This is a genomic window from Micromonospora sp. NPDC048040 (assembly GCF_055587185.1).
Genome location: NZ_JBVJGT010000002.1, coordinates 161659 through 181253, shown reverse-complemented (window position 1 = coordinate 181253; position 19595 = coordinate 161659). Strand labels below are relative to the sequence as shown.

Genomic DNA, 19595 nt, shown 5'->3' with positions numbered 1-19595 from the left:
AGGTCGGTCATGACGCCTCCTCAGGACGACACTCCGGCTGCCGGAGGCGGGGGCATCACGTGCGGCTCACCCCGCGGCAGCTATCCGATCCGCGTACTCCCGGGCCTCGGCGTCGTCGGCGTAGCGGGTGCGCGGCCAGAAGAAGCCACGCAGCCCGTCGCCCCTGGTCCGGGGCACGACGTGGGTGTGCAGGTGCGGAACCGACTGGGAGACCTTGTTGTTCACCGCGACGAACGTGCCGCCGGCACCCAGACCGGTCTCGACGGCCACCGCCATCCGGCGGACCAGGCCGAAGTAGCGGCCGACCTCCTCGGCCGGCAGGTCGGCCAGGGTGACCACGTGCTGGCGGGGCACCACCAGCACGTGGCCCCGGAAGACCGGCCGGGTGTCCAGGAACGCCACCCCGGCCGGCTCGTCCGCCACCCGGAACGCGGTGGTCCCGCCCGCCACGATGCCGCAGAACACGCACCCGCTCATCCGGTCAGGTTAGAGCGAGTCCCCGCCCGGCACGTTGCACCAGTCCGACCCCCCGGCGTACGCCGTCCGGCCGGCGCTGTCGGTCACGCGGAGGCTGACGTTCGCCCAGCTCCCCGGGTTGCAGCCGATGCGGACCGAATCGCCGGTCACCGGCCACTGGCTGTAGGGGTAGTAGTCGGGTGTCCAGACGAACGTGTACGGCGCGGTGCCGCCGGTGGCGATCGCCCCGCAGTCCAGCCCGCCGGCGTACGGGCCGGTGGTGGCCACGCACCAGGACTGGGGGACGGTCAGCGGGCTCGACGCCGCGGAGGGTCCGGCCGTGGCCACGCCGGCGACGGCGGCCAGCGCCAGGCCCAACATCGCTCCGGCGGCGGTTCGAGTGGTTCTGCGCACGGATCCTCCATCGAAATCAAGGAATGCGATGCCGGCCAACATAACAGAAGGTCAATGAGTGGACGCGAAGCGTGTAACAGATTGAGGATGTTGCGAGATCGGTGGTCGGCGACAATCCGGGGAGCAACGGTGGGAAATGCGCGCGGTGCCACGTCCGTGCCCGTCGGACGGAACCGCGGACTAACGTCTCGGGAATGAGTCACGGCTTCGAGACGCTCGCCATCCACGCCGGCCAGGACCCGGAAGCCCGCACCGGCGCGGTGATCCCTCCGATCTACCAGACCAGCACGTACGCCCAGGACGCCGTCGGCGCGCCCCGGCTGGGCTACGAGTACAGCCGCTCCGGCAACCCGACCCGGGACGCGCTCCAGGAGTGCCTCGCCGCGCTGGAGGGCGGGTCGGTCGGCCTCGCCTTCGCCAGCGGACTGGCCGCCGAGGACACCCTGCTGCGCACCGTCTGCAAGCCGGGCGACCACGTGGTGATCCCCGACGACGCCTACGGCGGCACGTACCGGCTCTTCGCCCGGGTCGCCGAGCGCTGGGGCCTGGACTACACCCCGGCGCGGGTCTCCGACCCGGACGCGATCCGGGCCGCCGTCGAGCCGGGCCGGACGAGGATCGTCTGGGTGGAGACGCCCACCAACCCGCTGCTCGGCATCGCCGACATCGCCGCGCTGGCCGGGGTCGCGCACGACGCGGGCGCCCTGCTGGTGGTCGACAACACCTTCGCCTCGCCGTACCTCCAGCAGCCGATCGCGCACGGCGCGGACGTGGTGGTGCACTCCACCACCAAGTACGTCGGCGGTCACTCCGACGTGGTCGGTGGCGCGCTGGTCACGGCGGACGCCGGGCTCGGCGAGGAACTGCGCTACCACCAGAACGCGATGGGCGCGATCAACGGCCCCTTCGACGCGTGGCTCACCCTGCGCGGCATCAAGACCCTCGGCGTACGCATGGACCGGCACTGCGACAACGCCGAGCGGATCGCGGCCTACCTGGACGGGCACGCCAAGGTCGGTCAGGTCATCTACCCGGGACTGCCCTCGCACCCTGGCCACGAGGTCGCCGCCAAGCAGATGCGCCGGTTCGGCGGCATGATCTCGTTCCGGGCCGCCGGCGGCGAGGAGCACGCCGTGGAGATCTGCAACCGGGCGAAGCTGTTCGTGCTCGCCGAGTCGCTGGGCGGCGTGGAATCCCTGATCGAGCACCCGGGCCGGATGACACACGCAAGTGCTGCCGGCTCGCCGCTTGAAGTTCCCGGCGATCTCGTGCGACTGTCTGTCGGCATCGAGACGGTCGACGACCTGCTCGCCGATCTGGAGCAGGCGCTGGGCTGACCGCTGGCTGGGAGGGTGGCCGTGCAGGACATCATGCCGACCTGGGTGGGGGCGACCGCCAAGCAGATCGCCCGGGGCGTACGCCGGGGCGACGTCACGGCCACCCAGGTCGTCGCGGACCACCTCGACCACATCGCCCGGGTCGACGCCGACCTCGCCGCGTTCCGCACGGTACGCGGCGGGGAGGCGATCACCGAGGCGGAGAAGGTCGACGAGCAGGAGGACCTGGCCAACCTGCCGCTGGCCGGGGTGCCGGTGGCGGTCAAGGAGAACACCCCCGTCGCCGGCCTGCCCACCTGGAACGGGTCGGCCGCGGTCCGTACGCCCGTCGCCGAGGCCGACCACGAGGTGGTCCGTCGGCTGCGCGGCGCCGGCGCGGTGATCCTCGGGGTGACCCGGATGCCGGAGCTGGGCCTCTGGGGGATCACCGACGACGAGACCGCGGTCACCCGCAACCCCTGGGACGCCGGGCGTACCCCCGGCGGCTCCTCCGGCGGCGCGGCCGCCGCGGTCGCCGCCGGGCTGGTGCCGATCGCCCACGGCAACGACGGCCTCGGCTCGATCCGCATCCCGGCGGCCTGCTGCGGCCTGGTCGGGCTCAAGCCGGGGCGGGGCGTGGTCCCGTGCCAGCTCGGCGCGGAGGACTGGTTCGGCCTCACGGAGCACGGCATGCTCACCAGCACGGTCGCCGACGCGGCCGTCGGCTTCTCCGTGCTGGCCGGCCGCCGCCCGGAGACGCTGGTCCCGCCGCAGCGGCTGCGGGTGGGCGTCTCGCTCCGCTCGCCGGTGCGGGGCGTGCACCCCGACCAGCCCAACCGGGACGCGGTCGCCGCCGCCGGCCGGCTGCTCGCCGCCGCCGGTCACGACACGGTGCCGGCCGATCCGGTCTACCCGACCGCGCTGGGCCTCCAGGGGATCGCGACCTGGTTCGCCGCGGCGGCCGCCGACGTGCGCGCCGCCGGGCTGGACCGGCGCGGCCTCCAGCGGCGCAGCCGCCGGCACGTCGCCCTCGGCGAGTGGGCGCAGCGGCGGGGGTACGTCCGGGAGGCCGACCGGGCCGCCTGGCGCGAACGCTCGATCGGCTTCTTCGCCGACCACTCGGTCGACCTGCTGCTCACCCCGGCCCTGGCCACCGTGCCGCCGGAGGCCGCCGGCTGGTCCGGCCGCTCCTGGCGGGCCAACATGCTGGCCAACATCCGGTACGCCCCGTTCGCCGCGCCGTGGAACATCGCCGGCCTGCCCGCCCTGGTGGTGCCGGTCGGCCGCCGCCCGGACGGGCTGCCGGTCGGCGTGCAGCTCATCGGCCCGCCCGGCTCCGAGCTGCTGCTGCTCGGCGTCGCCGGCCAGTTCGAGATGCAGGCCCCCTGGTCCCGCCACGCCCCCGGCTATCCCCGCATCCCGGCCGCGGTCTGATCCCGCCGGCCTCAGGTCTGCCGCGACCGTGCGGATCATGACCGGGCAAACCGGTATGAACCGGCGCGCGCCTCGCGGGCCGAGAAGTGCAGGATCGCGGACAGTCGTGGTGCGGGCGTCGGTGCGGGCGGCGGGGGCGGCGGGTGGCACGATCAGGGCATGACGGAACTGGTCGGCCTCGCCGACGTACGCGCCGCGCGGGAACTGCTCGCGGGCGTCACCCGGACGACGCCGCTGGAGCCCTCCCGGCCGCTCAGCGCGGCGCTGGGCGGGCCGACGTGGCTCAAGTGCGAGAACCTGCAGCGCGCCGGCTCGTACAAGGTGCGCGGCGCGTACGTGCGGATCTCCCGGCTGTCCGAGGCGGAGCGGGCCAACGGCGTGGTCGCGGCGAGCGCCGGCAACCACGCCCAGGGGGTGGCGCTCGCCGCCGGCCTCGTCGGCACGCACGCCACGGTCTTCATGCCGGTGAACGCGCCGCTGCCGAAGGTCGCCGCCACCAAGGGGTACGGCGCCCAGGTCGAACTCGTCGGCAACACCGTCGACGAGTCCCTGGTCGCGGCGCAGACCTTCGCCGAGCGGACCGGGGCGACGCTCATCCACCCGTTCGACCACCGGGACGTGATCGCCGGCCAGGGCACGGTGGCCCTGGAGATCCTCGAACAGTGCCCCGAGGTCAGGACGATCGTCACCGGGGTGGGCGGCGGTGGGCTGGTCTCCGGCATGGCGGTGGCCGCCAAGGCGCTGCGGCCCGACGTGCGCGTCATCGGCGTGCAGGCGGCCAGCGCGGCGGCCTTCCCGCCCTCCCTGGTGGCCGGCGAGCCGGTACGCCTCCCGTCGTTCAGCACGATCGCGGACGGCATCGCCGTCGGCCGGCCGGGGGAGATCACCTTCACCCACGTCCGCAAGCTGGTCGACGAGATCGTCACGGTCTCCGAGGAGGACATCTCCCGGGCGCTGCTGATGCTGCTGGAGCGCGGCAAGCAGGTGGTGGAGCCGGCCGGCGCGGTGGGCGTGGCGGCGCTGCTGGCGGGCGCGGTCGAGGTGGAGCCGCCGGTCGTGGCGGTGCTCTCCGGCGGCAACATCGACCCGCTGCTGATGCTCCGGGTGATCGAGCACGGCCTCGCCGCGGCCGGCCGCTACCTGCGGGTGACCGTGCGCTGCACGGACCGCCCGGGGCAGCTCGCCTCGCTGCTCAGCGAGATCGCCGAGCACCGGGCGAACGTGGTGGACGTGGAGCACCAGCGGGCCAACCCGCGCCTGCGTCTGGGCGAGGTGGAGGTGGCGCTGTCGGTGGAGACCCGGGGCGTCGAGCACTCCGACACGCTGATCAGCGCGTTGCGGGCCAGCGGCTACCAGGTGGTCTTCGCGGCTGAGGCGTGACACCGGTCGGTGTCACGCCTCAGCGGGGTGTGCGGAGCGTCGCCCGGCTCTCACCGCCGCGTGGCGGCGTGCGAGTGCCGGGCGGTGCGGATCAGCCGGAGAACGGCTCGAAACCGACCACGGTCACCTTGATGTCGGCGCCGCTGGGGGCCGTGTAGGTGCAGGTCTGACCGGCCCGGCCGCCCAGGATCGCCTTGCCCAGCGCCGACTCCGGGCTGTAGACCGTCAGGTCGGTGGTGGACGCGATCTCCCGGGAGCCGAGCAGGAACGTCTCGGTGTCGTCCTTGTCGTCGTCGAAGTAGATCGTGACGACCATGCCGGGGGACACCACGTCGGCGGTCGGCGCCTCGCCGACCTGCGCGGTGCGGAGCAGCTCCTTCAGGTAGAGGATGCGCCCCTCGGCCTTGCCCTGCTCCTCGCGGGCGGCGTGGTAGCCACCGTTCTCCCGCAGGTCGCCCTCCTCGCGCCGGGCGTTGATCTCGGCGGCGATGACCGGCCGGTTGGCGATCAGCTCGTCGAGCTCGGCCTGGAGCCGGTCGTATGCGTCCCGGGACAGCCAGGTGGCGGGCGCCTCGTTGCCAGTGGACACAGGCGGTCTCCTCAGATGTGCGTGCTGGCTGACAGGTGAACCTCCAAGCTACCAGTGCGGTACGACACGGGGGTGTCGACGATCACCGGCGGCACCCCGTCCGGCGCCGCCGTGTCGCCTGTGCCGGCGCGTCCGGCCCGCGTCGTGGCTGCTCAGGCCGGGGGCCGGCAGCGCACCACCTCGCCGATGAAGGGGCGGGCACTGGTGACCAGCCGGTGCTGCGCCGTCACCTGCCGCTGGCCCGGCGGGGCGGTCACCGTGACCTCTTCCCTGGCCACCTCGGCGCCGTCACGGTTCCGGGCGCGCAGCAGGCACACCGCCGACCCGCCCTCGGGCACGGTGACCCGGAAGTCGACCAGCACCTGGCTGTCGGTTATGCCGGTGTAGGTGATCACCTGGGCGTCGTAGTTCGGGTCGCCGTACTGCCGGTAGAGCCGGACCGTGACCAGGCTCAGGCCCGCGACGACGGCGATCGCGAGCAGCGCCGCCAGCAGCGGCCGGCGGCGGCGGGGTTCCCGGCGGCGGCCGTACCGGCCGGGCGGGAAGGCCGGCGCGCCCGGCGGAAGTGTGGCGTGCGTCTCGGTCACCGGCGGGTATCTCCTGGCGTTGTTGTCGGCGGCATCGGCAAGAATGGCAGAGTTCCATCTTCCCAGCCCGTCCCGTCGTCAAGAATGACACGTCGGCACCGCCAGGTCCCGGAGCGGGGGGAGGATGCCGGCAGGTCAGCCGGGCGGTCCCGCGGGGGGTCCGCCGGCCGCCAGAGACGAGGAGCGCCGACGTTGGCAGAGCGACTGCGACTGATGGCCGTTCACGCACACCCTGACGACGAGTCGAGCAAGGGTGCCGCGACCACCGCGAAGTACGTGGCCGAGGGGGTCGACGTCCTGGTGGTCACGTGCACCGGCGGCGAGCGCGGCAGCGTGCTCAACCCGAAGATGGACCGGCCCGACGTCTGGGCCAACATCGCCGAGATCCGCCGGGGCGAGATGGACGCCGCGCGCGCCATCCTCGGCGTCGAGCAGGCGTGGCTCGGCTTCGTCGACTCCGGTCTGCCCGAGGGCGACCCGCTGCCGCCGCTGCCGGAGGGCTGCTTCGCCCTCCAGGACGTCGAGGTGGCGGCCGGCCCGCTGGTGCGGCTGATGCGCCAGTTCCGCCCGCACGTCGTCACCACGTACGACGAGCAGGGCGGCTACCCGCACCCCGACCACATCATGACGCACAAGATCAGCGTGGCGGCCTTCGACGCCGCCGGTGATCCGGAGCGCTACCCGGAGCTGGGCGAGCCGTGGCAGCCGCTCAAGCTCTACTACGACATCGGCTTCTCGAAGGGCAAGATCCTGGCCCTGCACGAGGCGATCCTCGCCACCGGTCGGGAGTCGCCCTACGCGGAGTGGCTCACCCGCTGGGAGGACCGGCCCGACAAGGGTCCCCGGATCACCACCCGCGTGGAGTGCGCCGACTACTTCCCGGTCCGCGACGACGCGCTGCGGGCCCACGCCACCCAGATCGACCCGGACGGCTTCTGGTTCCACGTGCCCATGGAGGTGCAGCGGCGCGCCTGGCCCACGGAGGACTTCGAGCTGGTCCGCTCGCTGGTCGACAGCCCGCTGCCCGAGTCCGACCTTTTCGCCGGGGTGCGTGAGACGGTCCATGCCCGCTGATCCGGCGGGCGGCTACGCTCGTCACCAACCGCACACCGGAGGAACGCCATGCTGACCGCTGCACAGGTGCTCGCCCAGAACAACTTCGGGGACACCCGCTCGGGTGGCCTGGCGGGGCCGATGGGCCTCTTCCTCATCCTGATCCTGGGGACGGTGACCGTCCTGCTGATCCGCAACATGAACGCCCGGCTGCGCCGGCTGCCCGACCGGTTCCCCCAGCAGGGGCCGTCCGTCGACGCGCACCGGGCGGACGCGGCGGTCGTCGATCCGACAGACGGGACGCCGGCGCAGGATTCATCCTCGGACTCCCCCAAGGGGCGTCAGCAGCGCCGCAACGGGTAGTCCACGCATGATTCACGTCGAACCGGGTCGTCGCCCCCTGTTGCGGCCACCGGGTTTGCCTTAGCCTTCCGCCGGGGGACCAAGAGTTCCCGAGCCGTGCGCGGAAGGGGGCGCCGATGACCACCACAGCAGCGGCCGCCCGGCGTACCGGCGATCGGCCCGCGGGCGGAGGGGATCGGTGACGTCCGGCAGGGCCGGCGAGTCGCCCGACCGGCTCGAAGACCGCGGCACCCCGCCGCGGCTGCTCCTGCTCACCGTCGCCGTCGCGCTGACCGCCCTGGTCGCCGCCGCGGTGGGGTGGACCCTGCCGACGCGCCTCCCCGCCGACGACGCGCTCGGCGGGGCGGCCCGGTTCGGCATCGCCGTCGTCGTGTTCGCCGTCGCCCAGCTGGCCCGGCTGCGGTTCCGCACCGCCGCCGGAATGGTGAGCATCACCTGGGGCGAGGCCGCGCTGATCATCTGCCTCTACCTCGCGCCCGCCGGCTGGCTGCCCTCCGCCACGCTCCTCGGCGCCGGGCTCGCCTGGTCGGCGATGTCGCTGCTCGGCGACCGCCGGCCGGTGCTGGAGGTCGTCCGGATCACGGCCTCGCTGACCGCCGCCACCGCGCTGGCCGTCGCGGTCACCACCGCGCTCGGCCGGCCGCTGCTGGCCGCGCCGACGCCGGGGCTCGCCCTGGCCGTGGTCGCCGGGTCGGTCACCTACCTGCTCGCGACCGCCTGGCTGGGCGGGGCCACCCTGGCGCTCCGGCACGGCATCCCGGTCGCCCCACCGCTGCTCGCCGCGCTCCGCGGCAAGCTGCTGATGTTCGTCGGCAACGTCGCCGTCGGGCTGGTCGTGGTGGCGCTGCTGGAACTCGACGCGCGCTGGCTGCTGCTGCTCCCGCCGCCGCTCTGGCTGCTCCAGCAGACCTACCGGCACCGGCTCCGCGCCGACCAGGAGCGCCGCGCCTGGCGGGCCTTCGCCGAGGCCACCGCCGCGCTCAACCAGCTCGACGAGCGGGGGGTCGCCACCGCCGCGGTGACCGGGGCGCTGGCGCTGTTCAACGCCGAACTCGTCGACGTCGACGTCGCCCGGGGCGACGGCCGGTGGCGGCGCTACCGGGGCGACCCGGGCGGTCACCTGGTCGACCGGGAGGTCGCGCCGCCGGGCCGGACCGAACCGGAGGAGCACGAGCTGGTCCGCGCCCTCACCGTGGGCGCTGCCCGGGTGGGCGAGCTGCGGGTCCGCTTCCCGCGCTCGGCCCCGCCCAGCGCCCGGGAGCGCGACGCCGTGGCAGCGTTCGGCGACGCCCTCGCCGCCGCCCTGCACGACGCCGCCACCCACCGGGAACTGCGTCTGGTGACCGCCCGCTCGTCGTACGAGGCGGTGCACGACCAGCTCACCGGGCTGGTGAACCGGTCGGCCATGCTCAGCAAGGGCGACCAGGCGCTGCGGCAGCTCGCCCACGACCATCCGGTGGCGCTGCTGCTGCTCGACATCAACCAGTTCAAGGAGGTCAACGACACCCTCGGGCACGCCGCCGGCGACCAGTTGCTGCGCTTGACCGCCAACCGGCTGGGCACCCTCGCCCGCCCCGGGGACCTGCTCGCGCGGCTCGGCGGCGACGAGTTCGCCCTGCTGCTGACGTCGGTCCCGGTGCTCGGCGACCGCGCCGCCCCGATGGCGTACGCGCTGCGGCAGGCCCGCGAGATCGCCGAGCGGCTCGCTGCGCCGACCGAGGTGGCGGGAGTCCGGATGTCCGTCGAGGCCTCCGTCGGGGTGGTGGTCGCCGACGCCGGCACCGCCGACCTGACCGAGCTGCTGCGCCGGGCCGACATCGCGATGTACCAGGCCAAGGAGGGCGGCGGCAGCGTCGCCGCGTACGACGCCACCAGGGACGCCGCCAGCACCGACCAGTTGGCCCTGCTGGCCGAGCTGCGCGAGGCGCTGAAGGTCGACGACCAGCTGGTGCTGGCGTTGCAGCCCGCGGTCGACCTGGCCACCGGCGCGCCGACCGGGGTGGAGGCGCTGATCCGCTGGCGGCACCCGCGCCGGGGCTGGCTCGGCCCGCACGACTTCATCCGGCCGGTGGAGAACAGCGAGCAGCTCGGCAGCTTCACCCGCTACGTGCTGGACAAGGCGCTCGCCGTCGCCGCCGGCTGGGCCCGGGACGGGGTCGACGTGCCGATCTCGGTCAACCTGTCGGCGCGCAGCCTGCTCGACCCCCGCCTGCCCGCCGAGATCGCCGAGGCGCTGCGGCGGCACGAGGTGCCGCCGGACCGGCTGGTCCTGGAGATCACCGAGACGGTGGTGATGAGCGAGCTGGAGGTCATCGACGAGGTGCTCACCACGCTGCGGTCGATGGGCGTGCAGCTCGCGGTGGACGACTTCGGCACCGGCTTCTCCTCGCTGACGTTCCTCACCCGGATCGCCGTGGACGAGCTGAAGGTGGACCGTTCCTTCGTGATCCGGATGGCCGACTCGCCGGAGGCGGCGGCGATCGTGCGGACGACCGTCGGCCTGGCCCACGAGCTGGGGCTGCGGGTGGTCGCCGAGGGTGTGGAGACGGCCGAGCAGCGGTCCGCCCTGGCCGAGCTGGGCTGCACGGCCGCGCAGGGTTACCACTTCTTCAAGCCGATGCCGGCCGACAAGATCGGCGCGGTGCTGGGCACCCTGCTCGACGAGGCCCGGCCGAACGTCTTCCCGCTGCGCGCCGACGGCGCCTCCTGACCCGGCCCGGCGCACCGCACCAGCGGGCGGGCGCGGAGCGCGGGCGGGCGGGGGCACCGGCTCGTTATGGTCGTCGGGTGAACCGACTCGCTGACGCCACGAGCCCGTACCTCCTCCAGCATGCCGACAACCCGGTCGACTGGTGGCCGTGGTGCGCCGAGGCGTTCGCCGAGGCGAAGCGCCGGGACGTGCCGGTGATCATCTCGGTCGGCTACGCCGCCTGCCACTGGTGCCACGTGATGGCCCACGAGTCGTTCGAGGACGAGCAGGTCGGCGCCCTGATGAACGACGACTTCGTCTCGATCAAGGTGGACCGCGAGGAGCGCCCCGACGTCGACGCCGTCTACATGACCGCCACCCAGGCGATGACCGGGCAGGGCGGCTGGCCGATGACCGTCTTCGCCACCCCGGACGGCACCCCGTTCTTCTGCGGCACCTACTTCCCCCGGCCGAACTTCGTCCGGCTGCTCCAGTCGGTCGCCACCGCCTGGCGGGACCAGCGGGACGCCGTGATCACGCAGGGTGCCGCCGTGGTCGAGGCCATCGGCGGAGCCCAGGCCGTCGGCGGCCCCACCGCGCCGCTGGACGCCGCGCTGCTCGACGCCGCGGCCGAGCAGCTCGGCAGGGAGTACGACGAGGTGAACGGCGGCTTCGGCGGCGCGCCGAAGTTCCCGCCGCACATGAACCTGCTCTTCCTGCTCCGGCACCACCAGCGCACCGGCTCGGCGCGGAGCCTGGAGGTCGCCCGGCACACCTGCGAGGCGATGGCCCGGGGCGGCATCTACGACCAGCTCGCCGGCGGCTTCGCCCGCTACTCGGTCGACGCGCACTGGACCGTGCCGCACTTCGAGAAGATGCTCTACGACAACGCGCTGCTGCTGCGGACGTACACCCAGCTCTGGCGGCTGACCGGCGACCCGCTGGCCGCCCGGGTCGCGGCGGAGACCGCCGCCTTCATGATCGACGACCTGGGCACGCCCGAGGGCGGCCTGGCCTCCGCGCTGGACGCGGACACCGAGGGCGTCGAGGGGCTCACCTACGCCTGGACGCCGGCCCAGCTCGTGGAGGCGCTGGGGGAGGACGACGGCCGCTTCGCCGCCGACCTGTTCGCGGTCACCGAGCAGGGCACGTTCGCCCCTCATTCCGCCTCCGCGCCGCAAGACGGCGCTCCGGACGGAAGGAGGGGCGTCGAGCACGGCACGAGCGTGCTGCGGCTGGCCCGGGACGTGGACGACGCCGCCCCGGAGGTGGCCGCCCGGTGGGAGCGGATCCGGGCCCGGCTGCGCGAGGTCCGCGACACCCGGCCCCAGCCGGCCCGGGACGACAAGGTGGTCGCCTCCTGGAACGGGCTCGCGGTCACCGCGCTGGTCGAGCACACCGCGCTCACCGGCGACCCGGTCACCGCCACCGCCGCGATCCGGATCGGCGAGGTGCTCGCCGAGCGGCACATCGTGGACGGGCGGCTGCGCCGGGTCTCCCGGGCCGGTGTGGTGGGCGAGCCGGCCGGCGTGCTCGAGGACCACGGCTGCGTGGCCGAGGCGTTCTGCGCGCTGCACCAGCTCACCGGGGAGGGTCGCTGGCTGACGCTGGCCGGTCGGCTGCTCGACGTCGCGCTGGAGCGGTTCGCCGCCCCCGGCGGCGGGTTCTACGACACCGCCGACGACGCCGAGCGGCTGGTCGCCCGCCCCGCCGACCCCACCGACAACGCCACCCCGTCCGGGCGCTCGGCGATCGTCGCGGCGCTGGTCGCGTACGCGGCCCTGACCGGTGAGACCCGCTACCGGGAGGCGGCCGAGGCCGCGCTGTCGACCGTGGCGCCGATCGTCGGCCGGCACGCCCGGTTCACCGGCTACGCGGCCACCGTCGGCGAGGCGCTGCTCTCCGGGCCGTACGAGATCGCGGTGGTCACCGACGAGCCGACCGGCGACCCGTTGGTGGCGGCGGCGCACCGGCACGCCCCGCCCGGCGCGGTGATCGTGGCGGGCCGCCCGGGACAGGCCGGGGTGCCGCTGCTCGCCGACCGGCCGATGGTCGACGGGCGGCCCACCGCGTACGCCTGCCGGGGTTTCGTCTGTGAGCGCCCGGTGACGACGGTGGAGGACCTGGTCGGCCAGCTCGGCCGGCGCTGAGGCCCACGGCCGCGGCGGTGTGCGATCGGCCATCCGGCGGGGCGGGGGACGGGTCGCCCGGTTAGGCTGGCGCCGCTATGGATTCCCGTACCGGTCTGCCTGTTGTCGGCATGGTGGGTGGTGGCCAGCTGGCCCGGATGACCCACCAGGCCGCGATCGCCCTCGGCCAGTCGCTGCGCGTGCTCGCACTGGCCCCCGACGACGGCGCCGCGCTGGTCGCCGCCGACGTCCAGTACGGCGACCACACCGACCTCGCCGCGCTGCGCACCTTCGCCAAGGGCTGCGACGTGGTCACCTTCGACCACGAGCACGTCCCCACCGAGCACATCCGGGCGCTGGCCGGCGAGGGCGTGAAGCTCTTCCCGCCGGCCGACGCGCTGCTGCACGCGCAGGACAAGCGGGTGATGCGGGAGCGGCTCGGCGAGCTGGGCGCGCCGAACCCGGCGTGGCGACCGGTCGCCGAGCCCGCCGACCTGGTGGCCTTCGGCGACGAGACCGGCTGGCCGGTCGTGCTCAAGGCGGCCCGCGGCGGGTACGACGGCCGGGGCGTGTGGCTGGTCGGCGACGCGGCGCAGGCCACCGAGCTGGCCGCGACGCTGCTCGCCGGCGGCACCCGGCTGATCGTCGAGGAGCGGGTGCCGCTGCGCCGGGAACTCGCCGTGCAGGTGGCCCGCTCGCCGTTCGGGCAGGTCGCCGCGTATCCGGTGGTCGAGACGGTGCAGCGGGACGGCATCTGCGTCGAGGTGCTCGCCCCCGCGCCGGGCCTGCCGGAGGAGCTGGCGGTCGCCGCCCAGCAGCTCGCCATCGATCTGGCCACCGCGCTCGGCGTGGTCGGCCTGCTCGCGGTGGAGCTGTTCGAGGTCGCCGACCCGGCCGCGCCCGCCGGCAGCCGGATCGTGGTGAACGAGCTGGCGATGCGGCCGCACAACTCCGGGCACTGGACCATCGAGGGCGCGCGCACGTCGCAGTTCGAGCAGCACCTGCGGGCGGTGCTCGACTACCCGATGGGGGACGCCTCGCTGACCGCACCCGCCGTGGTGATGGCGAACGTGCTCGGCGGCGAGCCGGGCGGGATGTCGATCGACGAGCGGTTGCACCACCTCTTCGCGGCGGAGCCGGGCGCCAAGGTGCACCTCTACGGCAAGCAGGTGCGACCCGGCCGCAAGATCGGGCACGTCACGGTGCTCGGCGACGACCTGGACGACGTACGGACGCGGGCCGCGCGGGCCGCCCGCTGGCTGCGGGAGGGACACCAGTGAGCGGGACCGGTGAACGTGCGGACGCCGCTGTCGGCGCCGTCGGGCTGATCATGGGCAGCGACTCGGACTGGCCGACCATGAAGGCCGCCGCCGAGGTGCTGGACGAGTTCGAGGTGTCGTACGAGGTCGGCGTGGTCTCCGCGCACCGTACGCCGACCAAGATGATCGAGTACGGCCGCGCCGCCGTCGACCGGGGCCTGAAGGTCATCATCGCCGGGGCCGGTGGCGCCGCGCACCTGCCCGGCATGGTCGCCTCGGTGACGCCGCTGCCGGTGATCGGCGTGCCGGTGCCGCTCAAGCACCTCGACGGCATGGACTCGCTGCTCTCCATCGTGCAGATGCCGGCCGGCATCCCGGTCGCCACCGTGTCGATCGGCAACGCCCGCAACGCCGGGCTGTTGGCCGTACGGATCCTGGCGGCCGGCGATCCCGCCCTGCTCGACCGGATGGCGGCCTACCAGGCGGACCTGGAGCAGTTGGTGGCCGAGAAGGAGGCCGCGCTGCGCGCCTCGCTCGCCTGACCTGCGCGCCCGGCCCCGACCTAGGCGTCCCTCCGGCCGGGCGTGCGCGACCCGTACGCCGGGCCGAACACCACCAGCAGTGCCAGGTCCTCGGTCACGTCCTCGAACCGGTGCTCCTCGCCCGCGGGCACGAAGATCACCGAGCCGGGGCCGACCTCGGCGGTGGCGTCCGGGGTCACGATCCTGGCCCGCCCCGAGGTCACCACGTAGATCTCGTCCTCGGTGTGCGGGCTCTGATCGTCGAGCCCACCGGCCGGAATGCAGTACGTCCCCACCGACAGGTCCGGCACGCGCAGGTGCTCCACCCAGTCGTTGGCCGCCCCCACGGGCCGGGTCCACGCCCCGGCGCCTTCGATGATCCGCATGGCCGGAGCGTAGTCAACCCCCGCCCGGGCCCGGGAGTGCCCGGATGCCTCATCTCATGCCGCGCAGGGCGGTCTGCAGGCGCTCCTGGGCTCGGCGGCGGCGCTCGTTGCTCGCGCCGAGCACCAGCAGCAGGAGCCCGACCGGGATCAGCGCCAGCCACGGCCCGAGGCTGAACAGCGCGTGCACCGCCGCGATCGCGGTGACGGCGGCACCGACGATCACCGGCGCCTGCTGCTGGCTCGTCGAGCCGAAGACGAGCACCGCGACCGCGCCGAGCAGCAGCAGCACCTGGCGCAGCGTGCTGGAGTCGGTGGCCAGCACGATCGCCAGGGTCGGCACGAACGCGGTGACCAGCGCCGGCCCGTACGCGACCCAGCTGCTCAGGTCGGGCCGGTGCCGCAGCTCCAGCACCCCGACGAGCAGGGCGAGCGCCGCGAAGGGCAGCGTGTACGCCTCCGGCAGCGCCACGTCGGCCACCCGCATCAGGATCCACCAGGCGGCGATCTCGCAGACCACCACCGCCCAGAACAGGATGCGCCGCTCCACCGGCCGGCGGCCCGGCCGGGTGGCCGCGACGCCGAGGACCGCGCCCCAGGCGGCCAGCAGCGCCGCGATGTGCCGGGGCGAGTCGAAGGCCAGGGCCAGGGCGATCAGGGCGGCGGCGTGCCCGCTCCACTCCACGGTGGCCGCCTCGCGCTGGGCCTCGGGACGGCGGAGCCGGGGCAGGGTCGCGGCGAACACCTGTAGGGCCGCGCCGACCGCCAGCACGCCGAAGGCGGACCAGACCGCCGCGAGCCCGGCCACCAGCCCGGCGGTGAGCACGAACAGCTGCGCCATCAGCGAGGCGAAGAGCCAGCCGAGGATGCGTGCCCGCTGGGTGGTGCCGAACAGCGCCGCCACGGTGCCGACGCCGACCGCGCCGCCGAGCGTGAAGAGCGTCAGCTCTCGGGTGGCGAGGCTGCCGGCCAGCCCCGCGCCCCCGGCGGCCAGCCCGATGGCGAAGACCAGCACCCGGGTCAGCCGCAGGGAACGGGCCGGCTCGACCAGCGGCGGGGGCGGGGTCAGCGCCAGGCCCAGCATCGAGATGGTGAACACGGCCAGCGCCGCGAGGGTGCTCGCCGGCCAGCCGTTGCCCAGCGCCACCGGGGTGATCAGCAGGGTCACGGCTGCGCCGGGCAGCACCACGGGCACCGCCCGGGAGCGCCGGCCGCCGCTGAACCCGGTGGCGGCCAGCGCGGCGGTCGCGGTGAGCAGCAGCGCGGTCAGCACGTGGGTCGGGTCGACCGCGCCGGGCGGCGGGGTGAGCAGCTCCGGCGGTGGCCCCTGCCAGACCCGGGCGAGGCTGCGGTGCGGCTCCACCAGGGCGACGACCAGGGACGGCGCGATCGACACCAGCGCCAGGACGGTGGGCAGCGCGGCGACGGCGAGCGCGCCGGCGGCCGGGCTGACCCGCCAGCGCCGCGTGCCGTCGTCCGGCAGCCGCCGCAGCGCCCCGTCGAGCAGCACCGACCAGCGCCGTACCGGCTGGGCCGAGCCGGCCGGCGGTTCGGTCGCGCCGCGGGCCAGCTCGGCGAGCACCCCGAGCAGGGCCGCGGCGGCGGCGTAGACCCCGACGGGCAGCCCGGCGGGGACGGCGGCCAGCGCGGTCACGGTGGCGCCGCCGGCCACCGTCGCGCTCGCCCAGGGCAGGTACTGCGGAACCCGTCGCCGGGCGGCGGCCATCGCCGCCAGGCCCAGGCTGGACGCGGCCAGCGCGGCGGTGAGCACCACCTCCGGCGAGTGGCCGAACTCGGCCGCCAGCGCCGCGACCGCGCCCGGGGACGCGAGCAGGGCGGCGCCGGCGGCGGCGCCTCCGATCTGCGCCAGGTGCGGCGGCATCCCCTCGGCCTCGATGTCGTCGACCAGCGGCACGGCCAGCGTCCGGGCCAGCGCCGCCACCACCACGCCGATCAGCGCGATGCTGCCCAGCGCCAGCGCGGTGGTCCACGGCCGGACCAGGCCGGCCCCGGCGGCGTGCAGGGCCACCACGCCCGCCACGACCGCCCGGGACAGCCCGGCGCGCGGGTCGGTCGCCGCCACGGCGGCCATCCCGAAGACCGTGGCGACCATGCCGCCGACCAGGACCGGCGACCACCACGGCAGGTCGAACGCGGCCGGTGCGCCGATCGTGGCGAGCACGGCCGCCGCCCCCGACACGTCGTACTTCCACGGTGGCGGCAGCAGGACCGCGGCGGCGACGCCGAGCAGGGCCAGCGCGACCGGCGCCTGCCACGCCGACCCGCCGGTCGGCGCGGCCGGCCAGCCGGTCAGGTCGCCGGCCCAGATCGGGCCGGGGGTGGCGAGCACCCCCAGCCCGCCGCGCAGCGCGCTCCAGCCGGCCAGCACGCCGATGAGCACGCCGCCGACGGTGAGGCCGAGGATCGGCCCGCGCCGCCACTCCTCGGGCATCGCGCGGGCGGCCACCGCGACCACCAGCACCAGCCCGGCGGCGACGGCGAGCTGGCCGCCGGGGGCGAGCACCGCCGCGATCCGGGCGAGGGTGGCGATCAGGGCGGCGGTCACCGCCGCGGCGGCGAGGTCGGAGCCGTCCAGGGAGAGGTCGGAGCGCCGGCCCGCGTCGATGGGGCCGGCGAACACCACCATCGCGGCGGCGACGAGCAGCAGCCCGCCGACCCAGGCGTCGGCGGCGGTGGCGCCGGGGGCCCCGAACGCGGCGGCGGTGACCACGACCGTGCCCAGGGCGGTGCCCACCGCCAGCGGCGCCGGGACGTGTCGCTGGGACACCTGCACGATGGCGGCGTAGCCGAGGGTGACGCAGACCGCCAGGAAGCTGGCCACCAGCACCGGGACGGTGGCCTCGCGCAGGCTCGCCGGGGTGGGTGTCGGGTCGGTCGGCACGGTGGCGGCGACGAAGGCGGCCACCGCGCCCGGCAGCGCGAACGCCGCGCCGCCGGCGGCCCAGGCCGAGACGGTGTCGGCCGCGGCCGGGGCGAGCCGCATCCGGGGCGCCACGGCGACCAGCACCCCGGCGGCGAAGAGCGCGAGCAGGGTCGCGGTCGTCAGCGCCGGCCGGGCCAGGGCGGCGCCCGCCCCGAACAGCCCGACGCCGGCCGCGGCGGCCGCGTGCGCCACCGCCGCCCGTCCGGTCCGGGCGGAGAGCCCGACGACCCCGATGCCGATCGCGGTCAGCACCATCGGCCAGGGCGCCACCGCCCACCCGAGACCGAACGACGCCGGTACGGCGAGGGCGGTCAGCGCCGCGCCGACCACCGCGAACTCCCGGCGGATCTCCGGCGGCAGGGCCAGCACCGCGGCCACGGTCAGCAGGAAGGCGCTCGCGGCGAGCTGCCAGGCGGCCGGGCCGACCGCCGCGGCCAGCTCGGCCGGGTAGCGGTCGAGGTCGGCCGCCCAGGCCGGCAGCGCGGCTCGGACGGGGGCGACCCCGGCGCGCAGGGCCCCGCCGGCGACGACCACCCCGCTGACCGTGAGCGCCACCGCCGAGGCGAGCTGCGGGCCGCGCCGGGCGGCCTCCGGCACCGCCCGCACGGCGATCCCGGTGACGGTGATGACCGCCGCGATCAGCAGCAGCGCCCGGCCGGGTAGCGCCACCGAGGCGATCCGGCTCAGCGCGCCGATCACGGCCAGGGTGAAGATCCCGGCGCCGAGGTCGGGCAACGGCGGCCGGCGCAGCACCAGCGTCCCGGCCAGGCCCACGGCGGCGGCCAGCAACAGCGCCAGCCCCGCTCCGGTCGCGGCCGGCACGGTGGCCGCCCGCAGCAGGGCGGAGACGGCGTACGCGAGGGCGACGGCGACCGCCACCCCGTGCAGCGTCCAGGTCAGCTCGCGCAGCCACGGCACCGCCCGGGCGGCCCGGGTCGGTGTCGCCTGCTCCGGCGGGTCACCGTCGAGCACCTCGCCGGCCTCCTCCGGGGCCCCCTCCGGCCGGCCCTCGGCGCGACGTTGGCGGGGCGTGGCCGGTGCCGCCGACGCGGCGGGGGCGGCCGGCGGCTCGGGCAGGTCCCGGCGTACCGGCCGCTCCACGGTGACCGGTGACCGGGCCAGCCAGAGGTCGAGCACGGCCACCGCGGTCAGCACCAGCGCCCAGCCGCCGGGGCCGGTGACCCGGTCGTACGCGAACAGCGGCAGCACCGGCTGGGCGGCCAGCACGGTGGCGAACCGGGGCGCGCGCAGCCCCGTCCAGCCCGCGTAGCCGAAGGCGACGCCGGCGGTGACAGCGAAGATCACCCCGGCGAAGACGGCACCCGAGGCGCCGCCGTTGCCGATCCGGTCCACCGCCCACAGCGCGTAGCCGGCGAGCGGCACCAGCAGCAGGCCGACGGCGGAGATGGTCTCGGCGGTCGAGGTGAGCCCGCGCCGTGCCAGCACGGGCGGGGCGAGCAGCATCAGCACGGTCGCGAGCAGCAGTACGCCCAGCCGGGCCAGTGCGTCCATCGAGCTGGTGGCCACCGCGGCGAAGACCACCGCGGCGACGCCGAGCAGCAGCGCGCCGAGCCCGAGGGGGATGTTCTGCACCTCGCGGGAGGACGCCTCCGGCGGATGCTCCGGGTCGTCGGCGTCGAGCCAGGTGGCGCTCGGCGGCGGGGGCGGATCCTCCGGGCCGGCCGGGGTGCCCTGCCGAGGCACCCGGGGCGGTGCGCCGGTGGCGGCGGTGGGCGGGCGGCGGCCGGGCCGGCGGCGCAGCACCCGGCGGGGGCGGGTGGCCTGCTTGAGACGTTCCTCACCGGCGTGCGCGAGGATGTCCCGCTGGAAGAGCGCGGCCTGCATCTTGGCGGCGATCTGCCGCTGCTCGCTGGCGATGGCGGCCTCGCGGGCCTTCATCTCCGCGATGGACCGCTCGATCTCCGCCAGGTGCTCGACCCACTGTGGCTGGTGCGCGCCGCAGTGCGGGCAGCTGACGGCCGGTTTGATCTCCTGGCCGCACGAGGAGCACTGAAAGCTCGCCACGACACCCCTCCACCCGCACTGTGGACTCCCACCTTGGCAGCATGCCGAATGCG

At 75.4% G+C, this 19595-nt stretch carries 15 protein-coding genes; 9 read left to right on the top strand and 6 right to left on the bottom strand.

Annotated elements, in window-relative coordinates; all coding sequences use genetic code 11:
* Positions 1–66 precede the first annotated feature (66 nt).
* Both ACZ6O2_RS03080 and ACZ6O2_RS03075 read right to left on the bottom strand, forming a co-directional pair.
* A complete protein-coding gene (locus tag ACZ6O2_RS03080) occupies positions 67–477 on the bottom strand; it encodes an HIT family protein (protein WP_466021830.1) in 411 nt (136 codons plus the stop codon).
* A gap of 9 nt (positions 478–486) precedes the next feature.
* Positions 487–870 carry a hypothetical protein gene (locus ACZ6O2_RS03075; protein ID WP_350703306.1) on the bottom strand — a complete coding sequence of 128 codons (384 nt, stop codon included), beginning with the start codon at positions 868–870 and terminating at the stop codon, positions 487–489.
* Between the two features lie 194 nt (positions 871–1064).
* Between ACZ6O2_RS03075 and ACZ6O2_RS03070 the strand changes: the two genes are divergently transcribed.
* The 3 genes from ACZ6O2_RS03070 to ilvA all read left to right on the top strand — a co-directional run bounded on the left by ACZ6O2_RS03070 (position 1065) and on the right by ilvA (position 5000).
* Complete coding sequence (locus ACZ6O2_RS03070; RefSeq protein WP_350703304.1) at positions 1065–2207, top strand: cystathionine gamma-synthase; 1143 nt, start codon at positions 1065–1067, stop codon at positions 2205–2207.
* A gap of 15 nt (positions 2208–2222) precedes the next feature.
* A complete protein-coding gene (locus ACZ6O2_RS03065; protein ID WP_350703303.1) occupies positions 2223–3620 on the top strand; it encodes an amidase in 1398 nt (465 codons plus the stop codon).
* A gap of 159 nt (positions 3621–3779) precedes the next feature.
* Entirely contained in the window at positions 3780–5000 is a 1221-nt protein-coding gene (gene ilvA / locus ACZ6O2_RS03060; RefSeq protein WP_363708548.1) for a threonine ammonia-lyase, read from the top strand.
* A 91-nt stretch (positions 5001–5091) separates the two neighbouring features.
* Here the strand turns inward: ilvA and greA are convergent, their stop codons facing one another.
* On the bottom strand, positions 5092–5589 hold the full coding sequence (gene greA, locus ACZ6O2_RS03055; protein WP_350703300.1) for a transcription elongation factor GreA: 498 nt from the start codon (positions 5587–5589) through the stop codon (positions 5092–5094).
* A 152-nt stretch (positions 5590–5741) separates the two neighbouring features.
* Complete coding sequence (locus ACZ6O2_RS03050; protein WP_466021829.1) at positions 5742–6176, bottom strand: DUF4307 domain-containing protein; 435 nt, start codon at positions 6174–6176, stop codon at positions 5742–5744.
* A gap of 192 nt (positions 6177–6368) precedes the next feature.
* Here ACZ6O2_RS03050 and mca point away from each other — a divergent pair, with 192 nt between their 5' ends.
* The 6 genes from mca (at position 6369) to purE (ending at position 14211) form a co-directional block, all read left to right on the top strand.
* The gene (gene mca, locus ACZ6O2_RS03045; protein ID WP_466021828.1) at positions 6369–7250 is read left to right on the top strand and encodes a mycothiol conjugate amidase Mca; all 882 of its coding nucleotides are present in this window, start codon (positions 6369–6371) and stop codon (positions 7248–7250) included.
* A gap of 48 nt (positions 7251–7298) precedes the next feature.
* Positions 7299–7592: a hypothetical protein gene (locus tag ACZ6O2_RS03040; RefSeq protein ID WP_466021827.1), complete on the top strand. Its 294-nt coding sequence runs from the start codon at positions 7299–7301 to the stop codon at positions 7590–7592.
* A gap of 241 nt (positions 7593–7833) precedes the next feature.
* Complete coding sequence (locus tag ACZ6O2_RS03035) at positions 7834–10302, top strand: putative bifunctional diguanylate cyclase/phosphodiesterase (RefSeq protein WP_466021982.1); 2469 nt, start codon at positions 7834–7836, stop codon at positions 10300–10302.
* Between the two features lie 77 nt (positions 10303–10379).
* The gene (locus ACZ6O2_RS03030; RefSeq protein ID WP_466021826.1) at positions 10380–12431 is read left to right on the top strand and encodes a thioredoxin domain-containing protein; all 2052 of its coding nucleotides are present in this window, start codon (positions 10380–10382) and stop codon (positions 12429–12431) included.
* A 77-nt stretch (positions 12432–12508) separates the two neighbouring features.
* Positions 12509–13690 (top strand): 5-(carboxyamino)imidazole ribonucleotide synthase, encoded by a 1182-nt coding sequence (locus ACZ6O2_RS03025; protein WP_466021825.1) that lies wholly within the window; start codon positions 12509–12511, stop codon positions 13688–13690.
* A 50-nt stretch (positions 13691–13740) separates the two neighbouring features.
* On the top strand, positions 13741–14211 hold the full coding sequence (purE, locus tag ACZ6O2_RS03020; protein ID WP_466021981.1) for a 5-(carboxyamino)imidazole ribonucleotide mutase: 471 nt from the start codon (positions 13741–13743) through the stop codon (positions 14209–14211).
* Positions 14212–14231: 20 nt separating this feature from the next.
* Here the strand turns inward: purE and ACZ6O2_RS03015 are convergent, their stop codons facing one another.
* Complete coding sequence (locus ACZ6O2_RS03015) at positions 14232–14576, bottom strand: cupin domain-containing protein (RefSeq protein ID WP_350703287.1); 345 nt, start codon at positions 14574–14576, stop codon at positions 14232–14234.
* A gap of 49 nt (positions 14577–14625) precedes the next feature.
* Positions 14626–19542 carry an SCO7613 C-terminal domain-containing membrane protein gene (locus tag ACZ6O2_RS03010; RefSeq protein ID WP_466021824.1) on the bottom strand — a complete coding sequence of 1639 codons (4917 nt, stop codon included), beginning with the start codon at positions 19540–19542 and terminating at the stop codon, positions 14626–14628.
* Positions 19543–19595: the final 53 nt, after the last annotated feature.